We start from the raw sequence: 25,920 nt of genomic DNA, 5'->3' as shown, positions 1-25,920 counted from the left end.
GGTAAACGATGACAGAGATGAAGCCCGTGAGCGAAGCAACTGCCGTGAAGGCCCCGGTCCTGCCGGATGCGCAAACTGTAACCGAGGTCAAGCATTGGACCGACAGCCTGTTCTCTTTCAAGGTGACGCGCCCCGCCACGCTGCGTTTCCGCTCGGGCGAGTTCGTGATGATCGGTCTGCTGGGCGACAATGGCAAGCCATTGCTGCGCGCCTATTCAATCGCTTCGCCGTCGTGGGACGATGAGCTGGAGTTCTATTCGATCAAGGTTCAGAACGGCCCGTTGACGTCGAAACTTCAGCACATCAAGCCCGGCGACCAGATCATCCTGCGCCCCAAGCCGGTTGGCACGTTGGTGCATGACGCCCTTCTGCCCGGCAAGCGTTTGTGGTTTTTTGCCACCGGCACCGGTTTTGCCCCGTTTGCTTCGTTGTTGCGTGAACCGCAAACATATGAAGATTATGACGAGGTGATCATCACCCATACCTGCCGCGAAGTGGCCGAACTGGAATATGGCCGTCAATTGATCGACAGCATCCGTCAGGATGAAATGCTGGCCGAACTTATTGGCGAAGGCTTTGCTGACAAGATCCGCTATTACCCGACAACCACGCGCGAAGAGAGCCCCAAGATGGGTCGGATCACCGACCTGCTGAAGGATGGCACCGTGTTCAGCGATCTAGGCATTGAAGGCGGAATCAAACCCGAAACCGATCGCGCCATGGTCTGCGGGTCGCTGGCTTTCAACCTGGACATCAAGGAAATCCTTGAAGGTTTTGGTCTGCGCGAAGGCGCGAATTCCGAACCCAAAGAGTTTGTGATCGAAAAAGCCTTTGTCGGCTAAAGGCACCTTGCGTTCGGAGCTTTGCAGCCCCGAACGCAAAATTCAGCGGACAAAACACTGTTTTTTCGCAACTGCCGGTGTTTATGCCGCTTGAAGTGTGGCCCGGCCCGGTTTAAATTCCGGGCTCGAAATTCTGCAATTATCAAAGGAATGAACCCATAGCTCGCAGACCTCACAACGCGCCGCCACAACGAGACACCGGCCCGCGCGTCAATGATAAGATCCGTGCCCCCGAAATTCGCCTGATTGGCGCCGAAGGTGAAAATGTCGGGGTGGTTCATCCCGCCAAAGCCATGCAGATGGCCGCTGAGGCCGGTCTTGATCTGGTCGAAATTTCGCCCAATGCGAACCCACCGGTCTGCAAGATCATGGATTTCGGCAAATTCAAATATGAAACGCAAAAACGCGAAGCCGAAGCCCGCAAGAAGCAAAAGATCATCGAGGTAAAAGAGGTCAAATTCCGACCCAACACCGACACGCATAACTATGACGTCAAAATGAAGAACGTCTTCAAGTTTCTGGAAAAAGGCGACAAGGTCAAAGTTACCCTGCGTTTTCGCGGTCGCGAAATGGCACACCAGAACCTTGGCCGCGAATTGCTGCAGCGTGTCGCCGAGGACGTCAAGGACTTGGGCAAGATCGAAAACATGCCCAAGATGGAAGGCCGTCAGATGATCATGATGATCGGCCCGCTGCCGCAGAAATAATCCGGTCCAAAGATCGAAACGGTCCAAGCCCCTTCTCTTTTGAAGGGGCTTTTTCGTTCAGGGCGATCGCCTGCTGCGCAGCCAACGGGCCGCGTCCCGGAAATCGAACACCAGCGAGGTGATATCGACGATCAGAAGCACCCGGAGAAAGCAAACAAAGGCTGGGCTCAGGGGGTCTTCGGAAAACAGCAGAAGCGTCACGATGATGACCAACGGCACCCAGCACAGAATGTGTGGCAACGCCATCGCGCCGCTCATCCCGCGTGCACCCAACATGATCGGCACGTTCAGCGCCATGCCCGAAAATGCAAGCAATGCAATCAGGTGCCCCTTTGGCTGATCCAGAAATGCCAGCGGAAGCAGGTTTACCGGTACCAAAATGAACGCTACCCAGACCTGAACCCACACAGGGAGCGTTCGGAAACTGCGCCAGATATCCAGCACCATGGACGTCGCCTTTTCCAGATCCATTGCCCACGACACATAGCAAACGTGTCGCAGGCAAACAGGGTGCTCACGGTATTGTCAGAGAACGGCTGAAAAAGAGCGTTCCAGTTTGCTGACAAGTTCGCCTATCTGGGCCTCTTCTATGATGAAAGGCGGCGCGAGAAGTATATGGTCTCCGTTCCGGCCATCCCGGGTGCCCGCCATGGGATAACAGATCAGGCCTTCGGCCAGCGCCGCCTTCTTTATCTTTCCGGCAATGCCCAACGATGGATCAAAGGGGGTCTTCGTCTCGCGATCCGCTACCAATTCCACACCCCGGAACAGGCCCCGGCCACGCAAATCGCCCACGTTCGGGTGCTGTCCAAACGCGGCTTCCAGTGCGGAATGCACTTTGCTGCCCATACGTCCGGCGCGCGCCGGTAAATCACCCTCTGTCAGTTCACGGACCACCGCAAGAGCCGCAGCCGTGGCGACGGGATGGCCGATATAGGTATGCCCATGTTGGAAAAACCCTGACCCATCGCGAATTGCGCCATAGATTTTACCGGTGCACAGCATCGCCCCGATTGGTTGATATCCTGCGCCCAACCCTTTGGCGATGCACAGAATATCCGGTGCAGCACCGTCGTGATCGCAGGCGAACAGATGACCGGTGCGCCCCATGCCGCACATCACCTCATCCAGAATCAGCAACACGCCATATTGGTCGCAGATTTCCCGGATGCGTTTGAAATACCCCTCAACCGCCGGAACCGCGCCAAGTGTAGCACCAACAACCGGCTCGGCCATGAAGGCCATAACCGTTTCGGGACCAAGGCGCAGAATTTCCGCCTCCAGCTCATTGGCGACGCGCTGACCATAGTCAAAGCTGCTCTCACCCTCGGGCTTTTCGGCATATTCATAGCAGGCCGAGATATGGGTCATTTCGATCAGCATCGGCGCGAATTGGGCCCGTCTCCAGGCATTTCCCCCGGCAGACAAGGCCCCCAGAGTGTTGCCATGATAGCTTTGCTTGCGCGCGATCACGTGGCGGCGCTCGGGCTGCCCTATTTCCAGAAAATACTGGCGCGCCAATTTGATGGCCGCTTCGGTCGCCTCGGACCCACCCGATACGAAATACACCCGGTCCAGATCCCCCGGCGCGTGCTGGATCAGAAGATCGGCCAATGCCTCGGCCGGTTCCGAAGTCATGAACCCGGTATGGGCGAATGCGATCTGTTCCACCTGCTGTTGCACGGCCCGGATCACTGCCGCGTTGGAATGCCCCAGACAGGACACGGCCGCATCGCCGCAATCCAGATATCGCTTGCCGTCGGCATCAATTAGGTATGCGCCGTCGCCACCCGCCGCGACGGGAAGTTCAGATTTGGTGTGGCGTGGGAAAACATGACTCATGTTCCGGTCCTTCCAAGTGTTTCTACCAAAGCCGCGACCGAGGCCGCGTTGTCCGTCCAGAGCGTGCCATCCGGTGCCGTCAGGCTGTTTTCGAATCCAACACGCAAGTCACCGCCGCGCCGCGCGGTTTCGACAAGACAATCATGTTCCTGCGTCCCAAAGGCGCACACCATCCATTTGGCCGGGCTGGATGGAAACGCATCCAGATCCGCTGGCACGGATTGCTGATTCTGACTGTAGCGTCCCAACACAAGCAATCGGTCTGTTTGGTCCGGCTGGACGATACCTTTTGACTGCCAGTCTTCCAGCAGCTTCACATCTTCCAAGTCGTAGAGAATATGCTGAACCCGCGTGCCCTGAGCCGCACATAGCGCATAGACCCGAGGCGCAAGATCAAGGGCCCGCGCGATTTCCCGGACTGAGATCGAGGCCCATTCAGGCTGAACCAGTTGCAGGCATTCAAACTGCGACTGGACATCGAACACGCCTGCTGCCTCGGTGGTGATCTGAACATCCATGCCCGGCACTTCCCTTCTCAGTTCCGCGATTGTTTCGCGATACAATCCGGCATCCAGCGTGTGATGTCCGTCGGCATCCCGTACATGCAGGTGGATGCCATTTGCACCAGCCTCGTGGCAGCCCCGCGCCGTTGCGACGATCTGATCCGTCGTGACTGGCAAAGCCGGGTGATCCGCGCGGCCCCGCCGGGCCCCGTTCGGAGCAACCAGTATATATGGTTTCCCGGTGGTTTTCACTGTGCTCTTGGTCATTGCGCCCTCGTGATCGTCTGTCCTCAGCTAATGAGCCCAAGCTTCGTTTTCAATTTACCAACTAGAAAACATATGTTTTGTTTACCGCATGACCCGCACTCTAACTGCCATCGTTACGCAATTGCGCCGCGAGATCGATGAAATGCCTGCGCAAATGCAGGTCGCTGTAAAGTATATCATCGATCATCCCGGCGAATTCGCGTTGAATTCGATCCGCACCACCACCGATCGCATCGGCATCAGCTCGAACGTTCTGATCCGGCTGGCGCAACGCATGGGGTATGACAGCTTTGACGCTTTTCGGCTCCCATTTCGAAACGCTCTGACAACCGATGGTGAGGACAGGTTTGGGCAGGATTGGCTGGAACACCTAAAGGAACAAGGGCAGTTTGGTGCGGCGCAGGCACGATTTGCGCAGAACGAAATAAATGTCGTGGCCAGATCGCTGCGCCTCATGGCCCCCCATTTGACGGAACAGGCCGTCGCATACATCAGGTCGGCGCGCCGCTGCTATGTGACGGCCACACGATCCAGCCATGCGCTGGCCTATTATTTTCACTACGCCGCACGCATGGCCCATCCCGGGCTTCAGCTGGTGCCCCGCCACATGGGTTCGGCCATCGACGATCTGGTCGAAGCCACCGCCGAGGATTGTCTGTTTGCAATCACGGTTCACCCCTATTCAGCCGACACGATTCAGGCGATGCGGTGTGCTCGGGACCGGTCGATGCGCATCGTCCTGTTGTCGGATAGCGAGGTCATCGCCCCGGGGGTTGAACCGGATGTCGTCCTGCCTGTCAGCACGCGAACCTTGCACCCGTTTTCGAGTTTTTCGGGGGCAATGGCTGTACTTGAATGCCTGCTGGGCCATTTGTTTGCCGCCGGCGGAGAGACCGCCAGAGAAAGAGTGGATGCCTATCAGAAAGCGCGGGAAGATACCGGTGCGTATTGGCGACCCGGCGTATTGCCAAAGCTCAGAAAACCATAAGCCGGTTCGGTCAAAGCCTCTGGGGTCAACCTCAGAATTCAGCCCCGCTCAGGATCAGTGGCGGATCATTCTTTTCGTTTGGCGCGCGGCTGCGGTCTGGTCGGGATTTCCTTCAGCAAACCTCCGACACCCATTCCGGCAATATCCGATCCGGTCGTTTCGATCCCGCAGGCAACCCGTGACAGAACCCAATCCGCCCCGTTCAACGCTGGAGATCGTGCACATCCGGGCAACCCGATCACCGGTCGATCCTGCATCGCACCCAGAAACAGCAGGTTTCCCGGATCAACCGGCATTCCGAACCGATCCACCCGCCCGCCGGCAAGCCGAACAGCAGACGGGGCAACATCGTCCGGATCCGAAGTCGCGGATCCGGTCAGGATCAAGAGCAGATCACCGGTCGTTCTGGAAACCGCCTTGGCCAGCGCATCCACGCGATGCGGCACGATCTGAACATCACACAAATCCAGACCCAGGGCTTCGGTCCGTCCGCGAATGGCGGCGATCCCCTTGTCGTTGGGCGGGCCGCCGGGGATATCCGTGACGATCAAACCTGCCGTCTTGTGAACGGGTCTTGCCAGACGCACGGCCCCTTGCGCCAAATTGGCAGCCCGCAGAACATCAGCCTCTGGCACGGCATATGAGATGACCTTGATGGTGGCGACCATGCTCTTCGGGCCCATCTGCTGGTATTGCGGAACCGTCGCAACCGTGATCATTGGGTTGACCTGATTGAACATTTCCAGCGCATCCACATCCAGAACCGCCACGCCCGGCCCGTCCGCCAACAGGTTGACCCGGCCGGTGAACGCGTCTGTCACGCGCAGATTGGCCGACGCCGCATCTGGCGCAAGAGCTGCGGCCAAACGACGTGCGGCCTCGTCTTCGTGACAATCGCCGGGTTCGAGGCGCGCAACGATCACTTCGCGGATGTCCGCCTGCGTCAACTGCGCCACATGCTCTGCGCGCAGTGACAGCCCCTTGCGCAGCTTTTGACCGTCAGCCGTCACCGAATGGGCCAGAATGGCGCCTTTTGCTTCAGAGACGGGTACCGGACCAAACCTCATGCCTTGCCTCGCAGAACGGCCGTCATCTGCGCCAGAATTGCAATGGCAATCTCGGATGGGCCGGCAGCCCCGATATCCAACCCGATTGGCCCATGAATCCTCGAGATTTGCTCATCACTGAAACCGGCCGCTTTCATACGCTCGACGCGTTTGGCGTGGGTACGTGTCGATCCCAAGGCACCAATGTAAAACACGCCCGCATCCAGTGCAGCTTGCAATGCCGGATCATCCAGCTTTGGATCATGCGTCAGCAGGACAATTGCGGTGCGCGCATCCAACCCGAGTATTGCAACGGCCTCATCCGGCCAATCCGTAAGGATCGTTTCGCCCGGAAAACGGGCGCTGGATGCAAACGCGTCGCGCGGGTCTATTATGGCCGGATCATACCCGGCAATTCGCGCCATCGGCACCAGTGCCTGCGCGATATGCACCGCACCAACAACGATCAATCGCAGCGGCGGGTTGTGAACGGCCACAAAGGTCTGACCATCTTCTTCAAAACCAGACCGATCCATGCGCAGCCGTTCCGCATAGGCGTTACGAAGCAAGGCTCTGTGCCCGGTATCGATATTGACTTCGTAAGCGATGGGTTCACGCGCTGCGCGGGCTGCAACCAGTTCCGCAAGCATCGGTTCGGGCAGAACCTTTCCAACGGGTTCGACAAGAACGCGAATGGTCCCGCCACAGGCCAGCCCGACCGCAAAGGCATCTTCGTCGCTCACTCCGAATTCCAGCAAGCGGGCTTCGCCTTCGTCAATGGCCTCAAGCGCCTCGACGATCACCGCGCCTTCGACACAGCCGCCCGACACAGAACCCTCGATCCGGCCATCGCCGCCGATCACCAGCTGGGAACCCACCCGGCGTGGCGCGCTGCCCCAGGTTTCGACAACCGTGGCAAGCGCGGCGCCGCTGCCATTGCGGTGCCACTTCAATGCCGTTTCCGGGCTGTTGTCGAATCGTTCCATCAGGACCTCCAGACGTCGTCTGTCTCCAACATAGGCAGGATTGGCGGGATGAAAAGCGCAACGCCCCTGTCAAAACGTCTATGTTGAGCCCTGCAAGCCGATGCTAAAGCCTGAACAATATTCAATAAATCATAGTATTGATTGTTATGGGCCCGGGTTTTAGCTTGTGCGGGCAGCGGGCCAGTTGCCCAAGCTGCATACCAAACACATTTTTTCGGAGACAAGCAGTTGAAACATTATCTTGCACTGGGCGCAGTGGTTGGCCTTTTGGCTTCGACCGCAGCGTGGGCTGACACATTCGAACGTTATGGAGAGGTCGAGGGCTGGAAAGTCTTCATCGACAACGAAAAGAAATCCTGCCTGATCGAGGCCGTGGACGATGCGGAAAACGTCGTTCAGATGGGCCTGACCGAAGATCGCGGCGTGGGGTATGTGGGGGTATTCACCAAAGCCGATACCGACATCAAACGTGGCGAAACCCAAGAAGTGGCTATCCTGATTGGGGACAACATCTATCTGGGTGAAGCCACAGGTATGAAAGGCAACATCACCAAGGGTTATTCCGGTGGTTACATTCTGTCTGACAACCCGCAATTCGCGGATGATCTGGCCAAGAAGAAGGTCATGATCGTGTTCCCCGAGACATCCTATGCATTTACCGTCGATCTGACCGGCACCTACAAGGCCATGGAAATGGCCCGGAAGTGCAACGAAGAACAGTTGTCGTAACGGTCTAATCGGAAAGAGCGGCCATCAGCCGTGCTTTCTGCCCCTGGTCGTCGGGTTGTGAAATCACGGCGGCCAGGTCCTCGAGCGAGGCAATCGAGTGCCCTGCCCTGAAACTGTCGACATGGGGCAGCATGGCCGCCACACCCTGTGCCTTGGGGGCAAACCCGTCCCAGCGCAGCAGAGGGTTCAGCCAGATCAGGCGTTTGGAGGACAGGTGCAGCCGCTCGATCTCTTTCTCGAGGCTCTCCGGGTCACCCCGTTCCAAACCGTCGGTGATCAAAAGAACAACCGCACCTTGCCCCATGACACGTCTTGACCAGTCTCTGTTGAACTGATGCAGACAGTCGCCGATGCGTGTGCCCCCTTCCCAGTCCTGCGCCTCGGCCCCGGCAGCGGCGAGCGCTGCGTCAACATCCCGATGATGCAAGTGGCGGGTTATGTTGGTCAGGCGCGTGCCGAACGTAAAGGCATGAACCTTGGCCCAACCTGCCCCCTTGGCGTTCGAGACCGTGTGCAGGAAATGCAGAATGACTCGGCTGTATTGGCTCATCGAACCCGAGATATCGCAAAGCGCAACAAGATTTGGCCATCGCGGTTTGGGTTGCAGCCGGGAGATATCACGCAATTCGCCCCCTTGCCGCATGGCTGCGCGCAAGGTGCGGGCACGGTCGATACGGTGCCCCAGATGACTGGCCTGTCCGCGGCGCGACTCAATGGGTTTGACCGGCAGGGTCATCCGCGCCAATACGCGTTTGGCTTGCGCGATTTCAGCGGTGCTCATCTGTTCGAAGTCCAGATTGCGAAGACGCTCTTCTGACGATGCCGTTTGCGTGGCGTCAATCTCGATTTCGGTTTCGCCCTCGTCTTGCGCAGCCTGCTGGGGCGCGTCACGTTCGACACCATCCAGCAGGGCCTCGGCTGCACGCTTTTCACCGGCATCCGCCTTGCGTTCCTCTTGCACGCCCCGAATGGCAGGAAGCATCATGGCCATCATGTGTTCCATGTATCGCGGGTCGCGCCAGTACATTCGGAAGACCTGCGCAAACACCGTGCGATGTTCGGGGCGGTTCACGAAACAGGCGTGCAGCGTCCAGTAGAAATCCCGTTTCTGAGTGAAACCCGCGGCTTGTACCGCGCGAATTGCATCGATCACCCGCCCCGGACCAATCGGCAGCCCCGCCTTCCGCAATGCGCGGGCAAAATGGGTGATGTTCTGCGCCAGCTTCGGGTTGTCGGGAATCTCCAGCGGGATCTGCTCGGCCATAGCGCGTCAGGCCGGCTCAAGGGTCGCTTTGGCCTCATCCAGAATGCGCTTGGCCTCGGACCCTTGCAGCTTCTGGATGTCGTCCTGATATTTCAGGATCGCCCCCAGCGTGTCACCGATCACCTCGGGGCTAAGGTTCATCACGTCCAGCGCCAGCAGACATTTGGCCCAGTCAATGGTTTCGGCCACGCCGGGTTTCTTGAACAGATCCTCGGTGCGCAGACGCTGAACGAAAGCCACGACTTCGCGGCTGAGCGCATCGGCGGCCTCGGGCGCGCGCGCGTGCAGAATTTCGATCTCGCGTTCAAAATCGGGATAATCGACCCAGTGATACAGGCAGCGACGCTTGAGGGCATCGTGCACTTCGCGAGTCCGGTTCGACGTGACAATCACAATGGGTGGTTGGGGTGCTGCAACGGTGCCCAGTTCAGGGATCGTGACCTGAAAATCACTCAGAGCTTCCAGCAGAAAGGCTTCGAACGGTTCATCGGTCCGGTCCAGTTCGTCGATCAGAAGAACCGGTGCTCCGTTTTCGTCCGGGCGCATTGCTTGCAGCAAGGGGCGTTCGATCAGGTATTCATCCGAAAACAGTTCCGCCTGCAACGCGCCCCGGTCGGCCCCGCCCGAAGCCTCGGCCGTTCGGATCGCAACCATCTGTGCCGGAAAGTTCCATTCGTAAACGGCCGAGGATGCGTCCAGACCTTCGTAGCACTGCAACCGGATCAAACGGCGGTTCAGACCGGATGCCAGCGCCTTGGCGATTTCCGTTTTGCCAACTCCGGCCTCGCCTTCCAGAAACAACGGGCGTCCAAGCTTCAGCGACAGGAACACAACCGTGGCAAGGGCCCGTCCGCAGACATAGCCCTGACGTCCCAGCATCTGCTGCACGGTATCGATGGAATTTGGCTGCGTCATGGAATTCCTCTCTACTTCGGGGACAAACAGGTCACGCAAGCGCCATTGCGTCAAGGCCCTAGCCCCTGTCAGAGCTACGACGTTCCGGTTGGTTGACAAGTTTTTTCGGCAACTCGTTCCGGGCTGGTTGGTCTTTCGGGGCAGCTATGCTAGCGGAAGGCCATGACTGATACCCTCACGATCCGCCGCCCCGACGATTGGCATCTGCATCTGCGCGATGGCGCCATGTTGCAGGCCGTTCTGCCCGAAACTGCACGTCATTTCGCCCGTGCAATCATAATGCCGAACCTCGTGCCGCCGGTCGTGCGCGGGGATCAGGCCGCCGCTTACCGCGACAGAATCCTGGCCGCCCTGCCCGACGGCATGGTGTTCGAACCACTGATGACCCTGTACCTGACCGAGGATACAGATGCGCAGGACGTCGCCGCCGCCCATGCCAGCGGGCTGATAAAAGCGGTCAAGCTGTACCCGGCAGGGGCCACGACCAATTCGGCCTCGGGCGTGCGTGACTTTGACAAAGTGCGCCCGGTTCTGGAGAAAATGGCCGAGATCGGCCTGCCCATGTGTGTCCATGGCGAAGTGACCGACCCCGAGATCGACATCTTTGACCGCGAGGCCGTGTTCATCGACCGCGTTCTGGACCCGATCCGAAAATCGACGCCGGGTCTGCGTGTGGTGATGGAACATATCACCACGTCCAATGGCGTGGACTATGTTAAAGCCAACGAAAAGGATCTGGGCGCGACGATCACCGCGCACCACCTGATCATCAACCGCAACCATATTCTGGTGGGCGGGATCAAACCGCATTACTATTGCCTGCCGGTCGCCAAGCGCGAAGAACATCGCCTGGCCCTGCTGGCTGCCGCCACCTCGGGCGACACGAGATTCTTCCTGGGCACGGACAGCGCTCCGCACACGGATGCAAACAAGGAAATGGCCTGCGGCTGCGCGGGGTGTTTCACCGCGACGAATACCATGTCTCTGGTGGCTGAGATGTTCGACCGCAAAGGTGCGCTGGACAAGCTCGAGGCGTTCGTCTCGCTCAACGGGCCGGGCTTTTACCGCCTGCCTGTGAACGAAGAGACGATTACCCTGACCAAAGGCGAGCCGGTTGCATACCCGTCAAAGATCGACACCGGCGAAGGGCCTGTCACGGTGTTCGACCCCGGTTTTCCGCTGCACTGGAGCGTGGCTTAACCCGCCATACGTTCGGCCAGATCACGGGCGCGACCACCGGTGCGCAGCATCGACCAGATCGCGTCCGCCTCATCCGATCCGATCAGCTTCGACGCTTTGACGCGCACGCGATCCTCGCGGTCAGACAGCGACATTGGGGTCATCAGGTCATGCGTCGCCTCGCGGCGGACACCGTCGCGACGCAACAAGGCCAGATGCGCCTGCGTTTCCGATAGGTTTTCATCCGCTTCGACCGTGATGCGATCTTGCAGAGACGTAATGCGTGGGTCCGCACAGATCTTGTCGGTGTAGCTGCCCGGCAAAGCCGTATCATACCCCAGCGCCTGCATCGCGATGACCGTCCGGTAAGAGAACTTGGCCCCCAGCCCGGTTGTGGGCGAAAGCTGATTGCACACACTCATCCAACGGGGATGGGTTTTGATTTTAATCTCGGCCACTTCGGGTTCCGCGATGTCCAGCGCGCGCGCCGCTTCCAACGCCGCGTGCAGGCCGTGACAACAGGCGTGGAACTTGTGGCTTACCGTTTCGAACAACCATTCATCGCCCAAACCATCCAGCGCGCTTTGATCCGCTGCACCCTGATGGGTCGCGCCAAATCCATACGTGCCTTCCAGCGCGTCGGCGTTGGGTTGAAATCCACGCTGAACAAGCACAGCCGCCTCGACCCCTGCCGAAGCGGCAAGCCCGGCATTGTAAGGCTTGCCCATTGTTCCGAACTGGGCCTTCAGCCCGGCCGCGCGCGTTGCCGTCAAACCCAATACGGATCGCATCTGAACCCTGTCGAATCCAAGCAACCGCCCCACGGCGACAGCGGCCCCGAATGCACCGGATGTCGCTGTCTGGTGAAACCCGGCCTGATAATGCCCCCTGCCCAGCCACAGGCCGACACGGATTGACGTTTCCATACCGACCAGCGCGGCTTCGAGCAGATCAACCAGAATGCGGTCATCCCAATCGGCCACGGCAAGGGCCGCAGGCAGGATGGCGACTGACGGATGCCCGATATGCGCGAAATGCGTGTCATCGTAATCCAGCGCGTGGGATATGGTTCCATTCACCAAAGCTGCGCCGCGCTGTGGGGCCGCGCCCCCTCCGAACAGATGCGCCTGAGCGTTCCCGCCCTCGGCCAGGACCATATCGCGAACTATGCAGGACACCGACTCGGACGCCCCTGCGCGACCAACTGCCATCCAATCCAGAACGGACAGCGACGTGACAATCCGCGCCTGAGCCGTCGTTGAAACCTGGCCCGCCGCGAAGGTGGCCAATGCTGCTGTGAAATCCGTCATGAGCGCAGTCTAGCGTGCGCCCTTGCCGCGTAAAGGCCTAGCCGTAGAGTTCTTTCGCACGCGCCTCGAAGGCGCGGACGATCCGCTGCATGGCTTCGTTGAACACAACGCCGATGATCCCCTGAAGGATGGCGTTCTTGAATTCGAAATCCACATGGAACGAGATGTTGCAGCCCCCATCGGGCGCGTCCTCGAACTGCCAGTCGGATTTCATGTATTTGAAAGGCCCGTCCAGATACTCGGTATCGATCTTCTTCTGATCTGCAAACAGGGTCACCCGGCTGCCGAACCGTTCGCGGAACACCTTGAACGAGATGACCAGATCGGCCTCCATCACCTCGGCCTCACCAACCGCATAGGTCTTGCGGATCCGGGCCGCGGCGCACCAGGGCAGAAACTTTGGGTAGTTGCCCACATCCGCAACAAGATCATACATCTGCTGGGCTGTGTATGGCAGGTGGCGGGTTTCCGAATGGATTGGCATGATGTCCGGTATTTGCAGGTGACAATGGCGCGTCATGTCGTATGTTGCGCGCCAAAGATCAAGGGGGCTGCGATGACTAACCGCGCATATGTGATAGATGAGATGATCTCGGCCAAGGCCATCGCGGCGCGGATCGAGGAGTTATGCCGCGAAATCACGGATGAGTTCGGCGATACCGACAAGCTTGTCGTCGTGGGATTGCTGCGCGGCAGTTTCGTCTTCATCGCCGATCTGGTACGGGAACTGGACCTGCCGATCGAAGTGGATTTCCTTGAGGCGTCCTCGTATGGCGATTCGATGGAGAGCAGCCGGGAAGTGCGCATTCTCAAAGACTTGCGCGGCGCGATCGAAGGCCGCGACGTGCTGGTGGTCGAAGATATCGTCGACACCGGGCACACGCTGAACCACGTCACCAACCTGCTGCGCAGCCGCAAGCCGAAACGGCTCAAGTCGATTGCCCTGCTCGACAAACCCAGCCGTCGCGAAGTTGAATTCCGGTCAGACTGGATAGGCTTTGAAATTCCGGATGAATTCGTCGTGGGTTACGGGATCGATTACGCTCAGCGCAACCGCAACCTGCCGTTTATCGGCAAAGTCCGGTTCACCAAGGACTAGCTGCACTTTACCCAGGCAATTTGAGTGGCTACCCAGCGCCCCAAATTCAAAAACCCGAATAATAGTAGACAAACTTATTTGCGCGCCCTTACTCTTCCTATCAGCACGGGAGGATTATGTATGAAGCGTGTAGTTGCGACAGCTGCTGTCGTTATGGCGATCGTGGCACTTGCAAGTTCGGGTGCTGCAAAAGACAACAAGGGCAAAGGGCAAGGTGCCAATAAAAGCAAGGTAGAGAAATCCATCAAGTCAAACGGCAAAGCCGTACCGCCCGGTCAAATCAAAAGATACACGCGAGGGCAGAAGCTGCCGGGTGATCTGAGTTTTGACTATATCGACGATCTCGACAAATGGAAGCTCAAGCCTTTGGGGCCCGGCCAGCGCTATATCCGGGTGGATGATGAAATACTCTCGATATCTGATGATACGAAGACAGTTATAGAAGCCGTTGGAATCGTTGGCGATCTGGTCAAATAAGTGGATCGTGACTAGCAGGTTTTGCCAAGCACGACATCAATCGCGCTCAGGAAAATCCCGGTTCCAATCGGAATAAGCGCATCCGGGAAATCGTAATCCGGGTTGTGCAGTTGTGGATGGTCCTGCCCCGCCCCCAACCAGAACATGGCCGCCTGCGCGCCTTTGCCAAATTGGCCAAAGTCTTCGGAAAAACGCTGTGGCCGATCGACCAGCCGGCACGCGACGCCCCGATCGGCACAGGCTTTGGCCAAAACCGAAACGGCTTCACGGTCATTGACGCAGGCTTCGAATACCTCGTCATAGCTGATTTCGAACGCCAGCCCCTCGGCCTTCGCCGTGTTTTTTACCAGAGTTTCCGCATCCGTCATCAGGCTTGCCATACGCGCGTCCGAAACCGTGCGTAGGGTTACCCACAATTCGGCCCACCCCGGTGCGACACCAACTGTGCGCTCGCCCAGAGTGGCATGGGTAACCGTGGTCAAAGCGTAGGTGTCATCCAAGTCGCCACCCGCCCCCAATCTGGCCAATGCCGGCATCAACGTCGACAAAGCACCTGCCGGTGACACGCCGTCCTGAGGGGCCGCTGCGTGTGAGGTTTTGCCTGTCAGAACGATTTGCATCCCGCGCGAGGCACAGTTCGCGGGACCTTCACACAGTTCCACCACGCCCAGCTCCAGCCCCGGCAAAGTATGCAGAGACAGCACGATGTCAGGGGAAACCTCAGCGAACTGAGGATCGGCCCGATAAGCAATAGCGCCATGTCCGGTTTCCTCGGCGGGTTGGAAAATCAGAACCACGCGGCCAGATTTCGGGCGCTGTTCCTTCAACGCCTCCGCCACCCCAAGGACCATCACCATGTGGCCATCATGGCCGCACAGATGCCCTTTGCCTGCAATCTGAGACGCGTATTCCAGATTCGAGCGTTCCTGAATTGGCAGCCCATCCAGTTCGCATCGAATTCCAACCGTGGGTCCGGCAGTACCGCTTTCGTAAAGGGCCGCGACACCGTGCCCGCCTATGCCGCACAGAACTCTGTCCGCACCCGCTTGGCGCAAAAAATCCGCAACCCGCGCCGCGGTATGCTCCTCTTGCCCCGAAAGCTCTGGCTGTTGGTGAAACTCGTGGCGCAGGCGGATAAGCTGCGCGATCCGCTCGGGTGTCACGCTTGCTGTAGCTTTGCTTGCCGGGCCGCGCGAAGCCGGGCGAAATCGTCGCCGGCGTGGTACGAAGACCGGGTCAGAGGTGTCGCGGATACCATCAGGAACCCCTTGCCATAGGCCGCCTTTTCGTAAGATGCGAACTCTTCCGGGGTTACGAACCGATCTACTCCGTGATGTTTCGGAGTCGGTTGCAGGTACTGGCCGATGGTCAGGAAATCGATATCCGCCGCGCGCATGTCGTCCATGACCTGGCGCACTTGCTGTTCGTTTTCGCCCAACCCGACCATGATGCCTGATTTGGTGAAGATCGACGGATCAAGTTCTTTCACGCGCTGTAGCAGGCGCAGGGAATGAAAGTACCGCGCCCCCGGGCGCACTTCGGGGTAGAGACCCGGCACCGTTTCCAGATTGTGGTTGAACACATCCGGTTTCGCTTCGACCACGGTCTCAAGGACAGTGTTGTCGCATTTCAGGAAATCCGGTGTCAGGATCTCGATCGTGGTTTTCGGAGAACGATGACGTACCGCGCGGATTGTCTGCGCAAAGTGCTCGGCCCCGCCGTCTTGCAAGTCGTCACGGTCCACCGAGGTGATCACCACGTGGTTCAGGCCAAGTTTTTCGACCGCATGGGCCACGCGACCGGGTTCAAATGCGTCAAGATCGTCGGGGCGACCGGTTGCAATGTTGCAGAAGGTGCAGCCGCGCGTACAAATCTCGCCCATGATCATCATGGTGGCATGACCCTGGCTCCAGCATTCTCCTACGTTGGGGCACCCTGCTTCTTCGCAGACCGTCACCAGATTGTTGTCGCGCATGATCCGCCGCGTATCCGCATAGCCCTTGCCACCGGGTGCCTTGACCCTGATCCAATTTGGCTTTTTGGGCTGTGCATTGTCCGGACGATGGGCTTTTTCCGGATGGCGCTCTTCGGGGATCTTCAGATCTCGCACGGTCGTTTTCCTGACTTTGGGTCAACTCTTGTTACTCATAACATAGACAGAAGCGCGGTGTTAGACCAGCGGCGCATAGCCGCTATGCGTTGTACCCTCGCAAGCGCAGAAAGGTATCATGCGCGTATTCGTATTTGCGATTTAATTTCAATATCTAGCAAGACGTTGGCCTTATTCGCAATCGCAGCGTTTACGCGATTGAATGCGGTTTAGAACTGTTTTAATTCATACCAAAATCATATGTGAATCACAGGAGTTTGACTATGAAAACCGGCGCAAAACTGCCCGACGTGACCTTTCACACCCGTGTCCGTGACGATTCCATCGAAGGACCAAACCCGTTCCGTTGGGAAGACAAGACGACAGCTGACTATTTCGCCGGAAAGCGCGTAATCCTGTTCTCATTGCCGGGTGCGTTCACCCCAACCTGTTCGACTTATCAGCTGCCTGGGTTTGAGAACGGCTATGCCGATTTCAAGGCCATGGGGATCGACGAAATTTACTGCATGTCCGTCAACGACAGTTTCGTGATGAACAAATGGGCCCAGGATCAGGACCTGAAGAACGTGAAAGTCATCCCCGACGGATCGGGGGAGTTCACCCGGAAAATGGGCATGTTGGTCGACAAGGACAATCTGGGTTTCGGAATGCGCTCGTGGCGCTATGCGGCCATCGTCAATGATGGCGTTGTCGAGGCGTGGTTCGAAGAGCCCGGCCTGATGGATAATTGCCCGGAGGACCCCTATGGCGTGTCCTCGCCGGAAAACCTGATGAAACACCTGAAGGCGTCAGCAGAACCTGAAATGGCCTAAGCCTCAAATCCAAAGAAAAGGCCCGTATACACCGGGCCTTTTTTCTGTTCAGCCGATCATCCGATCTCGTTCCGCCTGCTCCTGATAATGCCGTTTCAGCCGTTGCAGGGCGATCCGCAGGACAATCTTGCCGGACCGCGCAGACCAACCCATTCGCTTTTCCGCCAGCTCCAACCCTTCCAGATAGCAGCAGCATCGCAACGCAACATCACTCAGACCCGGCCCCAAGTCGGATAAGGCACGTGCAACGCGGTCCTTCGCATCGGAAGCCCCCTTTCCACCATGGCTTTCACTGGCAAAACTGCTTCGACCACCTGTCGTCAGAAAACGATCCCAGTTCTGCGAAACCTGAGGGCCGATCTGTGCCAGCTCAAAATCTTCGCGCAAGCGCTCGCCGGCGCTGACGAGGGAGTCATCCAGAAACGGTTTTCCGTCACGATCCCGTCTGCGCGCCAATGCAATCAGCGGGCTTTCCGCAGCACTGTACCGAATGCGTTTGACCCGCTCGGCGGACCCACCCGAAGGCTTGCCCTGAAAGCTACTCTGAGCTTCGGCAAAACCAAAGTCAGTCCCGGCACGCGCCTTGTTTTCTGCCTTGGCGATCAAATGGCTTAGCGCCGTTCGTCCCGCTGCGGAAATCCGATATCGCGAAATGCGTCCGGGATTGTCGCAGGTGATCCAGTCTTTCAAAGCCAGGGCCTGCGCGATCCTGCATTCTACGACTGCGGTTCTTGTAGCCCCGGCATTGCCGGTGTCGCGTACGACGACCGCCTTGTCCATTTCCTCGGCCACGGCAAGGACCGAACCCGTCTCGCTCAGGCGGCGCAACACACGCAGTGCCTCATTTTCAAATTCTTCTTCAGCCGCGTTTTCTGACCCGCTTGTCGGGCCGTCGGCGCACTCCGAAACTGAAAAATGTGTCTCTGCAAGCGATTGCAAGGCCGCATCCACCAATGGATCGTCGCGGCGCATTTCGATGCGTCGAATTTGTCTGAGGATAGTTGACGCATGGCACCCGGCTGATCGCGCGATATCGCGGATCGAGCGACCGGTCTCGGTATGAGCAAGGTATCTTTGCGCCCCTTCTGGAACCCATGCCGGAATGGTGAAAGCCATGTTGTTTTCCATAATTATTTGCCCTCGTCGACAAAACAAACTGCCACTTTTCGCCCTCGGAATGTGGGTTAACCAAATCTAACTAGAGGTCCATTCGTTACTCGTTCGTTAACCACACAAGGCAAGAACCAGATTTGATTCAAAAAGATAAACAGTCGTGAAACCATCGTTCGGGAGGACTCTGACTAAGGCAACACCCGCTTAGGTTGTGCAAAACAGGATCCATCAATTTCCAAAAAAGGGACACATAACATGCAGGACCTGATGACAATGATCGCAACCCTCCGCCGCCCACGCATGTTGGCGCGTGCTGCAAGATTCGGGGCGCGGGATTACAATCGGGACAGGCATCTGCAACGCATTCTGGGATACGGGTCGCTGCCCGGTTCAGGTCAGGCGCTGCTGCGTTTGCTCGAGATGGAGAAAGAGGTAAATGAACAGCGAAAAGAAGATGATGCCGCCTACTCATTGGTGCGGCATCTGGATCTGCTTATAGCGCTGCTGGGTGAGGCGCAGCTGTATCAGGCCAGCCGCGCCTCGGTTCTTCAATAATCAGGAGAATGCGTCCGGCATGGAGGCCTTTTTCTCGGCGATATAGGCTTCCAGCGCCGCCGCGGTATCCGGGTCCATCTGCGGTTGCTGATAATTGGCAAGCAAATGTTCAACCCGCGCCGTGGCCAGAGCCCGCGTGTCACGCGCGCCCTCTTCCTGCCAGGTTTCATATGGTTTGTAGTCCAGCACTTCGGATTTCCAGAAGGATTCCTTGAAGTTGGCCTGCGTGTGGGCACAGCCGAGATAGTGACCACCCGGCCCTACTTCGCGGATTGCGTCCATGGCCTGCGCGTTTTCGTCATAAGCAACGCCCTTGGCCAGTGAATGCAGCACTCCCAACTGATCCGCATCCATGACGAACTTTTCGAAATCGGCAACCAGACCGCCTTCCAGCCAGCCGCAGGAATGCAGCATGAAGTTCACGCCCGAAAGCAGCCCCATGTTCAGCGAATTCGCTGTTTCGTAAGCCGCCTGCGCATCCGGCAGTTTCGAGCCACAGAACGACCCGGCCGAGCGGTATGGCAGGTTCAGACGACGCGCCAGCTGGCCTGCACCATATGTGATATGCGCGGCTTCTGGTGTGCCGAAGGTGGGTGCGCCCGAGTTCATATCGATCGACGTCACGAACGCGCCGAAAATCGCGGGGGCACCCGGACGGATGATCTGGCTGTAGGCAACGCCGGCCATCACCTCGGCCAGAACCTGTGTCAAAGTACCAGCCACCGAGACCGGCGCCATCGCTCCACCCACGATGAAGGGCGAAATGATGCAGGCTTGATTGTTGCGCGCATAAACCTCCAACGAGCCCATCATCACATCGTCGAATGTCATCGGCGAGTTGATATTGGTCAGCGAGGTCATCACGGTGTTTTCCTGCACGAACTCTTTGCCGAACAGGATTTCGCACATTTCAACCGAATCCTGTGCCCGGCTGGGATCGGTTACCGAGCCCATGAAAGGCTTGTCCGACAGGGTCATATGCGCCTTCAGCATATCCAGATGGCGCTTGTTCACCGGAATGTCGGTCGGCTCGCACACCGTACCGCCCGAGTGGTGCAACCACTTGGACATGTAGGCAAGTTTCACGAACTTGTTGAAATCGTCCATGGTTGCATAGCGGCGCCCACCCTGTGCATCACGCACGAACGGAGGACCGTATACCGGGGCCAGAACCATGTTGCGGCCACCGATTACAACCGATTTTTCGGGGTTGCGGGCGTGCTGGGTAAACTGGCTGGGGGCTGTCTTGATCAGCTCACGCGCCAGACCACGCGGAATGCGCACACGCTCACCGTCGATATCTGCGCCCGCGTCACGCCACCGTTCCAAAGCTGCAGGATTGTCGACAAAGTTGACGCCGATTTCTTCCAACACGGTTTCAGCGTTGTTTTCGATAATCTCAAGCGCCTCTTCGTTGAGGATCTCGAAATTCGGAATGTTGCGTTCGATGTATTTCGCAGTCTCGATACGAACTGCGGTACGCTCGGCACGGCGGGCGGCGCCACCGCCACCTCTCGCCCTGCGCCGGGTGTTTGCCTCTGCCATGAGAAAATCCCGTCTGGTTGGTTAGATTGAGCGTTTTGATACAGGTTTGCCAGAACTCAAGCATAGGGATTGCGGCGCTCTGGGGGGAAAAGCGACATTGCCGCCCCACCGCGAACCAGGCGGTCAGTCAGGATCGGCCGCCAACGCTTTCTCCATGGTAAGGCCGCTACCCACCTGATCCGTCACTTTCCAGCCCATGTGCCGGTACATCGCAATCGTGTCTTTCATCATTTTATGAGTTCGCAACTTCAACTTGGATAGATTCCGCGCCTGTGCTTCTTCTTCGGCAAACTGCATCAATTGCCGCGCAACCCCCTGCCCTTGGGCTTCGGGCGCAACCGCAAGGTTGAACACCATGATTGCGTCGTCAACTTGGTCAAAAACGATGACCCCAACTATACCGCCAGATACCGCAAGCAAGACGCGATGGGTCTTGATGTCATCCGCGATTCCGGCAGTAACGTCAGGCAGATCCTCGATCCGGCTTATTGCATCTTCATAAGCATTTTCCAGACACCGCGTTACCTTATCCGCATCCACCACAGCAGCCGTTCTGAACTCTATCTTCGACATGGCACCTGATCTTTCCGCCGGTTTGACTCAGCTTTTGTACCAAATGACGCCATACGGCTTGCACATGCAAGGCTTGCAACTTATGAGCCGGTTATGACCCAGACATCCCACGACCGCCTTCTGATCATCGACTTCGGCAGCCAGGTTACGCAGCTTATCGCCCGCCGCCTGCGCGAGCTGAATGTCTATTGTGAAATTCACCCTTACCAGAATGTCACGATGGATTTCGTGCGGGAAATGGCGCCGCGCGCCGTGATTTTCTCGGGCGGTCCGGACAGCGTGACGCGCGAGGGCTCGCCCCGCGCCCCGCAAGAGATTTTTGACTATGGCGTTCCGATTCTGGGCATCTGCTATGGCCAGCAGGTGATGATGCATCAGCTTGGCGGCAAAGTCGAAAGCGGCCATGGCACAGCCGAGTTTGGTCGCGCCTTTGTTACACCGAAAAACAAACTGGATATCCTAGATGGCTGGTTCGCGGACGGCGCTGAACAAGTCTGGATGAGCCATGGCGACCATGTCAGTGAAATCGCACCTGGGTTCGAGGTATTCGGAACCTCGCCCAACGCACCTTATGCGATCACGGCCGATCCATTGCGGCACTTCTATGCCGTGCAGTTTCACCCCGAGGTACACCATACGCCAAAGGGCGCGAAACTGTATGAAAACTTCGTAAAGCTGGCCGGGTTCAAGGGCGACTGGACCATGGGTGCCTATCGCGAAGAGATGATCCGCAAGATCCGCGAACAAGTCGGAGACAAAAAGGTCATTTGCGGATTGTCCGGTGGCGTTGACAGCTCGGTTGCCGCGATCCTTATTCACGAAGCAATCGGGGATCAGCTGACCTGCGTCTTTGTCGATCATGGGCTGCTTCGCAAGAACGAGGCCGCGGAAGTTGTTGGCATGTTCCGGGACAACTACAACATTCAGTTGATCCACGCCGACGAATCCGAGTTGTTCCTTGGCGAACTGGAAGGTCAGAGCGACCCCGAGACCAAACGCAAAATCATCGGAAAGCTGTTCATCGACGTGTTCCAGAAACACGCCGATACCATCGACGGCGCCGAATTCCTGGCGCAGGGCACTCTCTATCCCGATGTGATCGAATCGGTGTCGTTCTCGGGCGGGCCTTCCGTAACGATCAAATCCCATCACAACGTGGGCGGCCTGCCGGAAAAGATGGGCTTGAAACTGGTCGAACCGCTGCGCGAATTGTTCAAGGACGAAGTCCGTGCCTTGGGTCGCGAACTTGGTCTGCCGCAGAGCTTTATCGGGCGCCACCCCTTCCCCGGGCCGGGTCTGGCCATTCGCTGCCCCGGCGAGATCACCCGCGAAAAGCTGGAGATTCTGCGCGAGGCCGACGCGATCTACATCGATCAGATCCGCAAACACGGGCTTTATGATGACATCTGGCAGGCTTTCGTTGCCATCCTTCCCGTCCGCACCGTCGGCGTGATGGGCGACGGGCGCACCTATGACTATGCCTGTGCGCTGCGGGCCGTCACCTCGGTCGATGGGATGACCGCGGATTATTACCCGTTCAGCCATGAGTTCCTTGGCGAAACGGCAACCCGGATCATCAACGAGGTCAAGGGCATCAACCGATGCACATATGACATCACCTCGAAACCGCCCGGAACCATCGAGTGGGAATGATCCGGCAAACCGCAACGGCGTTCGACGCCAAAACGACCCGATCCCGGGAAATCTTGCCAAGCCGTGCCTGAAAATGTCGGGCACGACCTTGAACCTGACGCTTCATAAGCGTTTCAATGATTCAACGAATTCAATCTTTTTGATCGCGTAGCGAAAGCCCCGGTACCGGGGCCGTGACCGCGCGGCCAGGTCGGGGTGCGCACGTGAATCAGACACAAAAAAACACATTCAAAGCCGCCTTGTGGATGACCGGAGCCATCGCGTCCTTCTCCTCGATGGCGGTTGCCGGTCGCGAACTGAGCCTCGTGCACGACACGTTCGAGATCATGATGTACCGAAGCCTAGTGGGGTTTCTTGTTGTCGCCCTCGTACTTACGGCCACAGGCGGTTGGGTTCAGGTTTCCACGCAACGCCTGGGGTTGCACGCCCTGCGAAACACCCTGCATTTCACAGGGCAGAATCTTTGGTTCTATGCGGTCGCTGTTGCGCCTCTGGCGCAGGTATTCGCGCTGGAATTCACACAGCCGCTTTGGGTGATCCTGCTGTCGCCGCTGCTGCTGAACGAACGTCTGACGCCCCTTAAGATAACGGCAGCGCTTATCGGTTTTGCGGGCGTTCTGATTGTCACGCGCCCAGGCAGTGCGCCTTTGAGCCCTGGCCTTGCGACCGCAGCCGCGTCTGCGATTTTCTTCGCATTTACAACGATTACGACAAAAAACCTCACTCGTTTTGCCAGCATCGGGTGCATCGTTTTCTGGCTTACTTCCATGCAGGCGGTGCTTGGGGCCATCGCAGCCGGTTTTGATGGGCAGATTGCCTTGCCCACGGCGCAAACCGTTCCGTTTTTGGTTCTGGTCGGGTTGGCGGGGCTGCTGGCCCATTTCTGCATAACCAACGCATTGGCCATTGCCCCGGCGACAGTTGTGATCCCATTTGATTTTGCGAGGCTTCCCACGATCGCAGTGGTCGGAATGATCCTGTACCACGAACCCATAGACCACTGGGTCCTGATCGGGGCGGCGGTCATCTTTTCCGGTATTTTCCTGAATATTTGGTCTGAAAGCCGTAACAGTTTAGCAACAGTTGAAAACACTAGTCGCAATACGTAACGCACCGTCACCAGTTGACCTTAAAGTAACCAAAAAGAGAGTATCGCTCATCATCATACACGGGACAGGCGTTCATTACACTCAACCAAACGCCAGTGAAGCCCGCCATGGATTGTTAGGGAGGACAGAATGAAAAAAACACTTCTCGCGACCTGCGCTTTGTGCGTTGGAGCGACGGCAGGATATGCAGGCGGCCTAGATCGAAGCGGTCAGGGCATCAACCTGATCTTCGAAGAAGGATCAGCTGTTCAGTTCCGGTTGGGATACACCAATCCCAGCGTAACGGGCACCATGCCTGCTTTGGCCGGACCAAACATCGGGCAACCGGTCGATTCCGGAGAGGTTGCGAACGACTTTTTCACACCGCATCTCGGCTACAAAACGTCACTGACCGAAAAGCTCGATTTCGCGATCATGTATGACCAGCCCTTTGGCGCAGACATTGAATACGCAAACACCTACCCTCTTTCGATCAACCCTATTCCGGGAGGTCGCACCGACACTCTGAGGGCCACAGCGGACACGGACGCCATCACGGCATTGCTGCGTTACAAATTCGATGGCGGGTTCAGCGCGATCGGCGGCATTCGTGCGCAGCGTGTGAAGGCTTCGGTCACCGTTCCCCTGGCTGCGGGATATCAGGTTGACTCCGATGCCGACACAGCATTCGGCTACGTAATCGGTGTCGCGTGGGAGAAACCGGAAATCGCGGCACGTGTGTCACTGACCTACAACTCCAAGATCAGTCACGATCTGTCACAAACAGAATCTCTGAACCCACCACCGATCCCGCCGATTCCACCAGGAACCGTGGCCACCTTCAACACAAACAGCGAAATCGAGACGCCCCAGTCGATCAACCTGGATTTCCAGACAGGCGTCGCGCCTAAAACGCTGTTGTTTGGTTCTATCCGTTGGGTCGACTGGCCACAGCTGGTGTACAACCCGCCAAACTACCCACCGACCAGCAACCTTGTTGACTACGCCGATGCGACCTTCACCTATTCATTGGGCTTGGGGTATCAATTCTCGGAAGAGTTCAGCGGCGCTGTGACGTTGGGCTACGAGACGTCCCAGGGCACGCCGGTATCAAACCTCGGCCCGACCGACGGGTTCTGGAGTGTTGGTCTGGGCGGGACGTACTCGCTGGAGAAGGCCAAGATTTCCGGCGGTGTTCGTTACACCGACATAGGTGACGCGACAGCCAACGGCGCTGGCCCGAATGCACGCGGAACATTCACCGGCAACAGCGCCTGGAGCGTGGGCTTCCAGATTACATACGCTCTGAACTAGTCCAAGGATGACCATCCTCAAGGCTCCGCTGTTTCAGCGGGGCCTTTTTTATGCGCAGGTTTCGGGTCGCGTATATTTCGATTGAATGAAACTGTGCGGTCATGAACACCCAAAAACACCTTTCTCGGCGCGCCTGGTCCGAGCTCATTCTTCTGGCCGTCATTTGGGGCGCATCCTTTGTGGCCATCCGGGTCGCTCTGGATTCCATTCCCGTTATGACATCGGTTTTGCACCGCACGTTCTGGGCGATGCTGGTGCTGTGGCTGGTGGCATGGGGCAAGGGGTTTACGCTGCCCCGTTCTCTGCGCATCTGGGGTGCTTTTCTGATCATGGGATTGCTGAACAATGTCATACCGTTCAGCTTGATGGCATGGGGTCAGCTTTACATCGACTCTGGGCTTACGGCCATTCTGAACGCGACCACGGCCATTTTTGGTGTTCTGGTTGCGGCTGTGTTTTTCAAGGATGAACGTTTGACACAAGCGCGCGTGATCGGTGTCGTCTTGGGCTTTCTCGGTGTCTCGATCACCATCGGACTAAAGACCTTCACGTCATTCAGCCTTCAAAACACAGCGCAGCTTGCCGTGTTGGCCGGAACGCTCTCGTATGCTTTTGCGGCAGCTTGGGCGCGGTATCATTTGTCTGACCTTCACCCCGTCGTCGCGGCCGCTGGCATGTTAACCGGCTCGACCCTGCTGATCCTGCCCCTGGCGCTGATGACGGACGGGGTGCCAACGCTTGCACTGCCCGCGATCACCTGGGCTGCGATTGGCTATTACGCCATTGTGGCAACAGCGGGGGCATATCTTTTGTACTATCGAGTCCTGGCGATGGCGGGCAGCGGCAACCTGATGCTGGTGACGCTTGTCATCCCTCCTGTCGCCATCGTGCTTGGCGCAATTCTGCGGAACGAAGCGCTGCCGTCGAATGCCTATTTCGGCTTTGTTGTCCTTGCCATGGGTCTTCTGGTATTGAACCGAGCCGGCCGCCGTGATTGACGCCG

27 protein-coding genes are annotated in these 25,920 nt (G+C 57.8%); 13 read left to right on the top strand and 14 right to left on the bottom strand.

Features of this window, described 5'->3' with window-relative positions; translation table 11 throughout:
* The first annotated feature begins 8 nt into the window (after positions 1-8).
* Positions 9-842 (top strand): ferredoxin--NADP reductase, encoded by an 834-nt coding sequence (locus ACR0I0_RS02530; RefSeq protein ID WP_152457833.1) that lies wholly within the window; start codon positions 9-11, stop codon positions 840-842.
* A gap of 116 nt (positions 843-958) precedes the next feature.
* Positions 959-1,549, top strand: a complete 591-nt coding sequence (gene infC / locus ACR0I0_RS02525) for a translation initiation factor IF-3 (RefSeq protein ID WP_480490750.1) — start codon at positions 959-961, stop codon at positions 1,547-1,549.
* Positions 1,550-1,606: 57 nt separating this feature from the next.
* Here infC and ACR0I0_RS02520 read toward each other — a convergent pair whose 3' ends face one another.
* Genes ACR0I0_RS02520 through ACR0I0_RS02510 form a run of 3 tightly spaced genes read right to left on the bottom strand, consistent with a single transcriptional unit; the run spans position 1,607 to position 4,161 of the window.
* Positions 1,607-2,020, bottom strand: coding sequence for a hypothetical protein (locus ACR0I0_RS02520; protein ID WP_480490073.1), 414 nt, complete (start codon positions 2,018-2,020; stop codon positions 1,607-1,609).
* 54 nt (positions 2,021-2,074) lie between these two features.
* Positions 2,075-3,391, bottom strand: coding sequence for an aspartate aminotransferase family protein (locus tag ACR0I0_RS02515; RefSeq protein WP_209833265.1), 1,317 nt, complete (start codon positions 3,389-3,391; stop codon positions 2,075-2,077).
* Complete coding sequence (locus tag ACR0I0_RS02510; protein ID WP_480490072.1) at positions 3,388-4,161, bottom strand: beta-keto acid cleavage family enzyme; 774 nt, start codon at positions 4,159-4,161, stop codon at positions 3,388-3,390. Before ACR0I0_RS02510 ends, ACR0I0_RS02515 begins: the two co-directional genes overlap by 4 nt.
* Before the next feature lie 88 nt (positions 4,162-4,249).
* Between ACR0I0_RS02510 and ACR0I0_RS02505 the strand changes: the two genes are divergently transcribed.
* A complete protein-coding gene (locus ACR0I0_RS02505; protein ID WP_480490070.1) occupies positions 4,250-5,149 on the top strand; it encodes a MurR/RpiR family transcriptional regulator in 900 nt (299 codons plus the stop codon).
* Positions 5,150-5,214: 65 nt separating this feature from the next.
* Here ACR0I0_RS02505 and ACR0I0_RS02500 read toward each other — a convergent pair whose 3' ends face one another.
* Together ACR0I0_RS02500 and ACR0I0_RS02495 are read right to left on the bottom strand one after the other, a co-directional pair.
* Positions 5,215-6,216 carry a molybdopterin-binding protein gene (locus ACR0I0_RS02500; RefSeq protein WP_480490068.1) on the bottom strand — a complete coding sequence of 334 codons (1,002 nt, stop codon included), beginning with the start codon at positions 6,214-6,216 and terminating at the stop codon, positions 5,215-5,217.
* Positions 6,213-7,181 (bottom strand): XdhC family protein, encoded by a 969-nt coding sequence (locus ACR0I0_RS02495; RefSeq protein WP_480490067.1) that lies wholly within the window; start codon positions 7,179-7,181, stop codon positions 6,213-6,215. Before ACR0I0_RS02495 ends, ACR0I0_RS02500 begins: the two co-directional genes overlap by 4 nt.
* Before the next feature lie 228 nt (positions 7,182-7,409).
* Between ACR0I0_RS02495 and ACR0I0_RS02490 the strand changes: the two genes are divergently transcribed.
* Positions 7,410-7,910 carry a hypothetical protein gene (locus ACR0I0_RS02490; RefSeq protein WP_171632817.1) on the top strand — a complete coding sequence of 167 codons (501 nt, stop codon included), beginning with the start codon at positions 7,410-7,412 and terminating at the stop codon, positions 7,908-7,910.
* 4 nt (positions 7,911-7,914) lie between these two features.
* Here ACR0I0_RS02490 and ACR0I0_RS02485 read toward each other — a convergent pair whose 3' ends face one another.
* Together ACR0I0_RS02485 and ACR0I0_RS02480 are read right to left on the bottom strand one after the other, a co-directional pair.
* Entirely contained in the window at positions 7,915-9,174 is a 1,260-nt protein-coding gene (locus tag ACR0I0_RS02485) for a vWA domain-containing protein (protein WP_480490065.1), read from the bottom strand.
* Between the two features lie 6 nt (positions 9,175-9,180).
* Positions 9,181-10,089: an AAA family ATPase gene (locus ACR0I0_RS02480; RefSeq protein WP_171632821.1), complete on the bottom strand. Its 909-nt coding sequence runs from the start codon at positions 10,087-10,089 to the stop codon at positions 9,181-9,183.
* A 162-nt stretch (positions 10,090-10,251) separates the two neighbouring features.
* Here ACR0I0_RS02480 and pyrC point away from each other — a divergent pair, with 162 nt between their 5' ends.
* Positions 10,252-11,289, top strand: coding sequence for a dihydroorotase (gene pyrC, locus ACR0I0_RS02475; RefSeq protein WP_480487413.1), 1,038 nt, complete (start codon positions 10,252-10,254; stop codon positions 11,287-11,289).
* Here pyrC and ACR0I0_RS02470 read toward each other — a convergent pair.
* Positions 11,286-12,578, bottom strand: a complete 1,293-nt coding sequence (locus ACR0I0_RS02470) for an MmgE/PrpD family protein (protein ID WP_480490063.1) — start codon at positions 12,576-12,578, stop codon at positions 11,286-11,288. The two genes, pyrC and ACR0I0_RS02470, sit on opposite strands and share 4 nt — an antisense overlap.
* Positions 12,579-12,615: 37 nt before the next feature.
* Positions 12,616-13,062 carry a type II toxin-antitoxin system RatA family toxin gene (locus tag ACR0I0_RS02465; protein WP_480490748.1) on the bottom strand — a complete coding sequence of 149 codons (447 nt, stop codon included), beginning with the start codon at positions 13,060-13,062 and terminating at the stop codon, positions 12,616-12,618.
* 72 nt (positions 13,063-13,134) lie between these two features.
* Between ACR0I0_RS02465 and hpt the strand changes: the two genes are divergently transcribed.
* Together hpt and ACR0I0_RS02455 are read left to right on the top strand one after the other, a co-directional pair.
* Entirely contained in the window at positions 13,135-13,677 is a 543-nt protein-coding gene (gene hpt, locus ACR0I0_RS02460; protein WP_171632829.1) for a hypoxanthine phosphoribosyltransferase, read from the top strand.
* Positions 13,678-13,701: 24 nt separating this feature from the next.
* Positions 13,702-14,154, top strand: coding sequence for a hypothetical protein (locus ACR0I0_RS02455; protein WP_480490061.1), 453 nt, complete (start codon positions 13,702-13,704; stop codon positions 14,152-14,154).
* A gap of 11 nt (positions 14,155-14,165) precedes the next feature.
* Here the strand turns inward: ACR0I0_RS02455 and ACR0I0_RS02450 are convergent, their stop codons facing one another.
* Together ACR0I0_RS02450 and lipA are read right to left on the bottom strand one after the other, a co-directional pair.
* Complete coding sequence (locus tag ACR0I0_RS02450; RefSeq protein WP_480490059.1) at positions 14,166-15,317, bottom strand: amidohydrolase; 1,152 nt, start codon at positions 15,315-15,317, stop codon at positions 14,166-14,168.
* Entirely contained in the window at positions 15,314-16,264 is a 951-nt protein-coding gene (gene lipA / locus ACR0I0_RS02445) for a lipoyl synthase (protein ID WP_152457817.1), read from the bottom strand. The genes ACR0I0_RS02450 and lipA overlap by 4 nt, the downstream gene beginning before the upstream one ends.
* A gap of 263 nt (positions 16,265-16,527) precedes the next feature.
* Here lipA and ACR0I0_RS02440 point away from each other — a divergent pair, with 263 nt between their 5' ends.
* Positions 16,528-17,076, top strand: a complete 549-nt coding sequence (locus ACR0I0_RS02440) for a peroxiredoxin (RefSeq protein WP_171168387.1) — start codon at positions 16,528-16,530, stop codon at positions 17,074-17,076.
* Positions 17,077-17,124: 48 nt separating this feature from the next.
* Here the strand turns inward: ACR0I0_RS02440 and ACR0I0_RS02435 are convergent, their stop codons facing one another.
* Complete coding sequence (locus ACR0I0_RS02435) at positions 17,125-18,204, bottom strand: DUF6456 domain-containing protein (RefSeq protein WP_480490057.1); 1,080 nt, start codon at positions 18,202-18,204, stop codon at positions 17,125-17,127.
* 240 nt (positions 18,205-18,444) lie between these two features.
* Here ACR0I0_RS02435 and ACR0I0_RS02430 point away from each other — a divergent pair, with 240 nt between their 5' ends.
* Positions 18,445-18,744: a DUF6477 family protein gene (locus ACR0I0_RS02430; RefSeq protein ID WP_171632843.1), complete on the top strand. Its 300-nt coding sequence runs from the start codon at positions 18,445-18,447 to the stop codon at positions 18,742-18,744.
* Here ACR0I0_RS02430 and ACR0I0_RS02425 read toward each other — a convergent pair whose 3' ends face one another.
* Together ACR0I0_RS02425 and ACR0I0_RS02420 are read right to left on the bottom strand one after the other, a co-directional pair.
* Positions 18,745-20,289 carry a trimethylamine methyltransferase family protein gene (locus ACR0I0_RS02425; protein ID WP_171632846.1) on the bottom strand — a complete coding sequence of 515 codons (1,545 nt, stop codon included), beginning with the start codon at positions 20,287-20,289 and terminating at the stop codon, positions 18,745-18,747. It lies immediately after the preceding gene.
* Positions 20,290-20,412: 123 nt separating this feature from the next.
* Entirely contained in the window at positions 20,413-20,862 is a 450-nt protein-coding gene (locus ACR0I0_RS02420) for a GNAT family N-acetyltransferase (RefSeq protein ID WP_209833274.1), read from the bottom strand.
* Positions 20,863-20,955: 93 nt separating this feature from the next.
* On the opposite strand from ACR0I0_RS02420, the gene guaA reads away from it, so the two are divergent.
* The 4 genes from guaA to ACR0I0_RS02400 all read left to right on the top strand — a co-directional run bounded on the left by guaA (position 20,956) and on the right by ACR0I0_RS02400 (position 25,915).
* Entirely contained in the window at positions 20,956-22,515 is a 1,560-nt protein-coding gene (guaA, locus tag ACR0I0_RS02415) for a glutamine-hydrolyzing GMP synthase (RefSeq protein WP_480490056.1), read from the top strand.
* Between the two features lie 203 nt (positions 22,516-22,718).
* Positions 22,719-23,624, top strand: coding sequence for a DMT family transporter (locus tag ACR0I0_RS02410; protein ID WP_480490054.1), 906 nt, complete (start codon positions 22,719-22,721; stop codon positions 23,622-23,624).
* 129 nt (positions 23,625-23,753) lie between these two features.
* Positions 23,754-24,917, top strand: a complete 1,164-nt coding sequence (locus ACR0I0_RS02405) for an OmpP1/FadL family transporter (protein ID WP_171723378.1) — start codon at positions 23,754-23,756, stop codon at positions 24,915-24,917.
* 101 nt (positions 24,918-25,018) lie between these two features.
* Complete coding sequence (locus ACR0I0_RS02400; protein WP_480487400.1) at positions 25,019-25,915, top strand: DMT family transporter; 897 nt, start codon at positions 25,019-25,021, stop codon at positions 25,913-25,915.
* Positions 25,916-25,920: the final 5 nt, after the last annotated feature.

Source organism: Ruegeria sp. AG6, assembly GCF_056541565.1.
The sequence above is the reverse complement of the archived record's forward strand: the minus strand, read 5'-3'. Positions and strand labels throughout refer to the sequence as shown.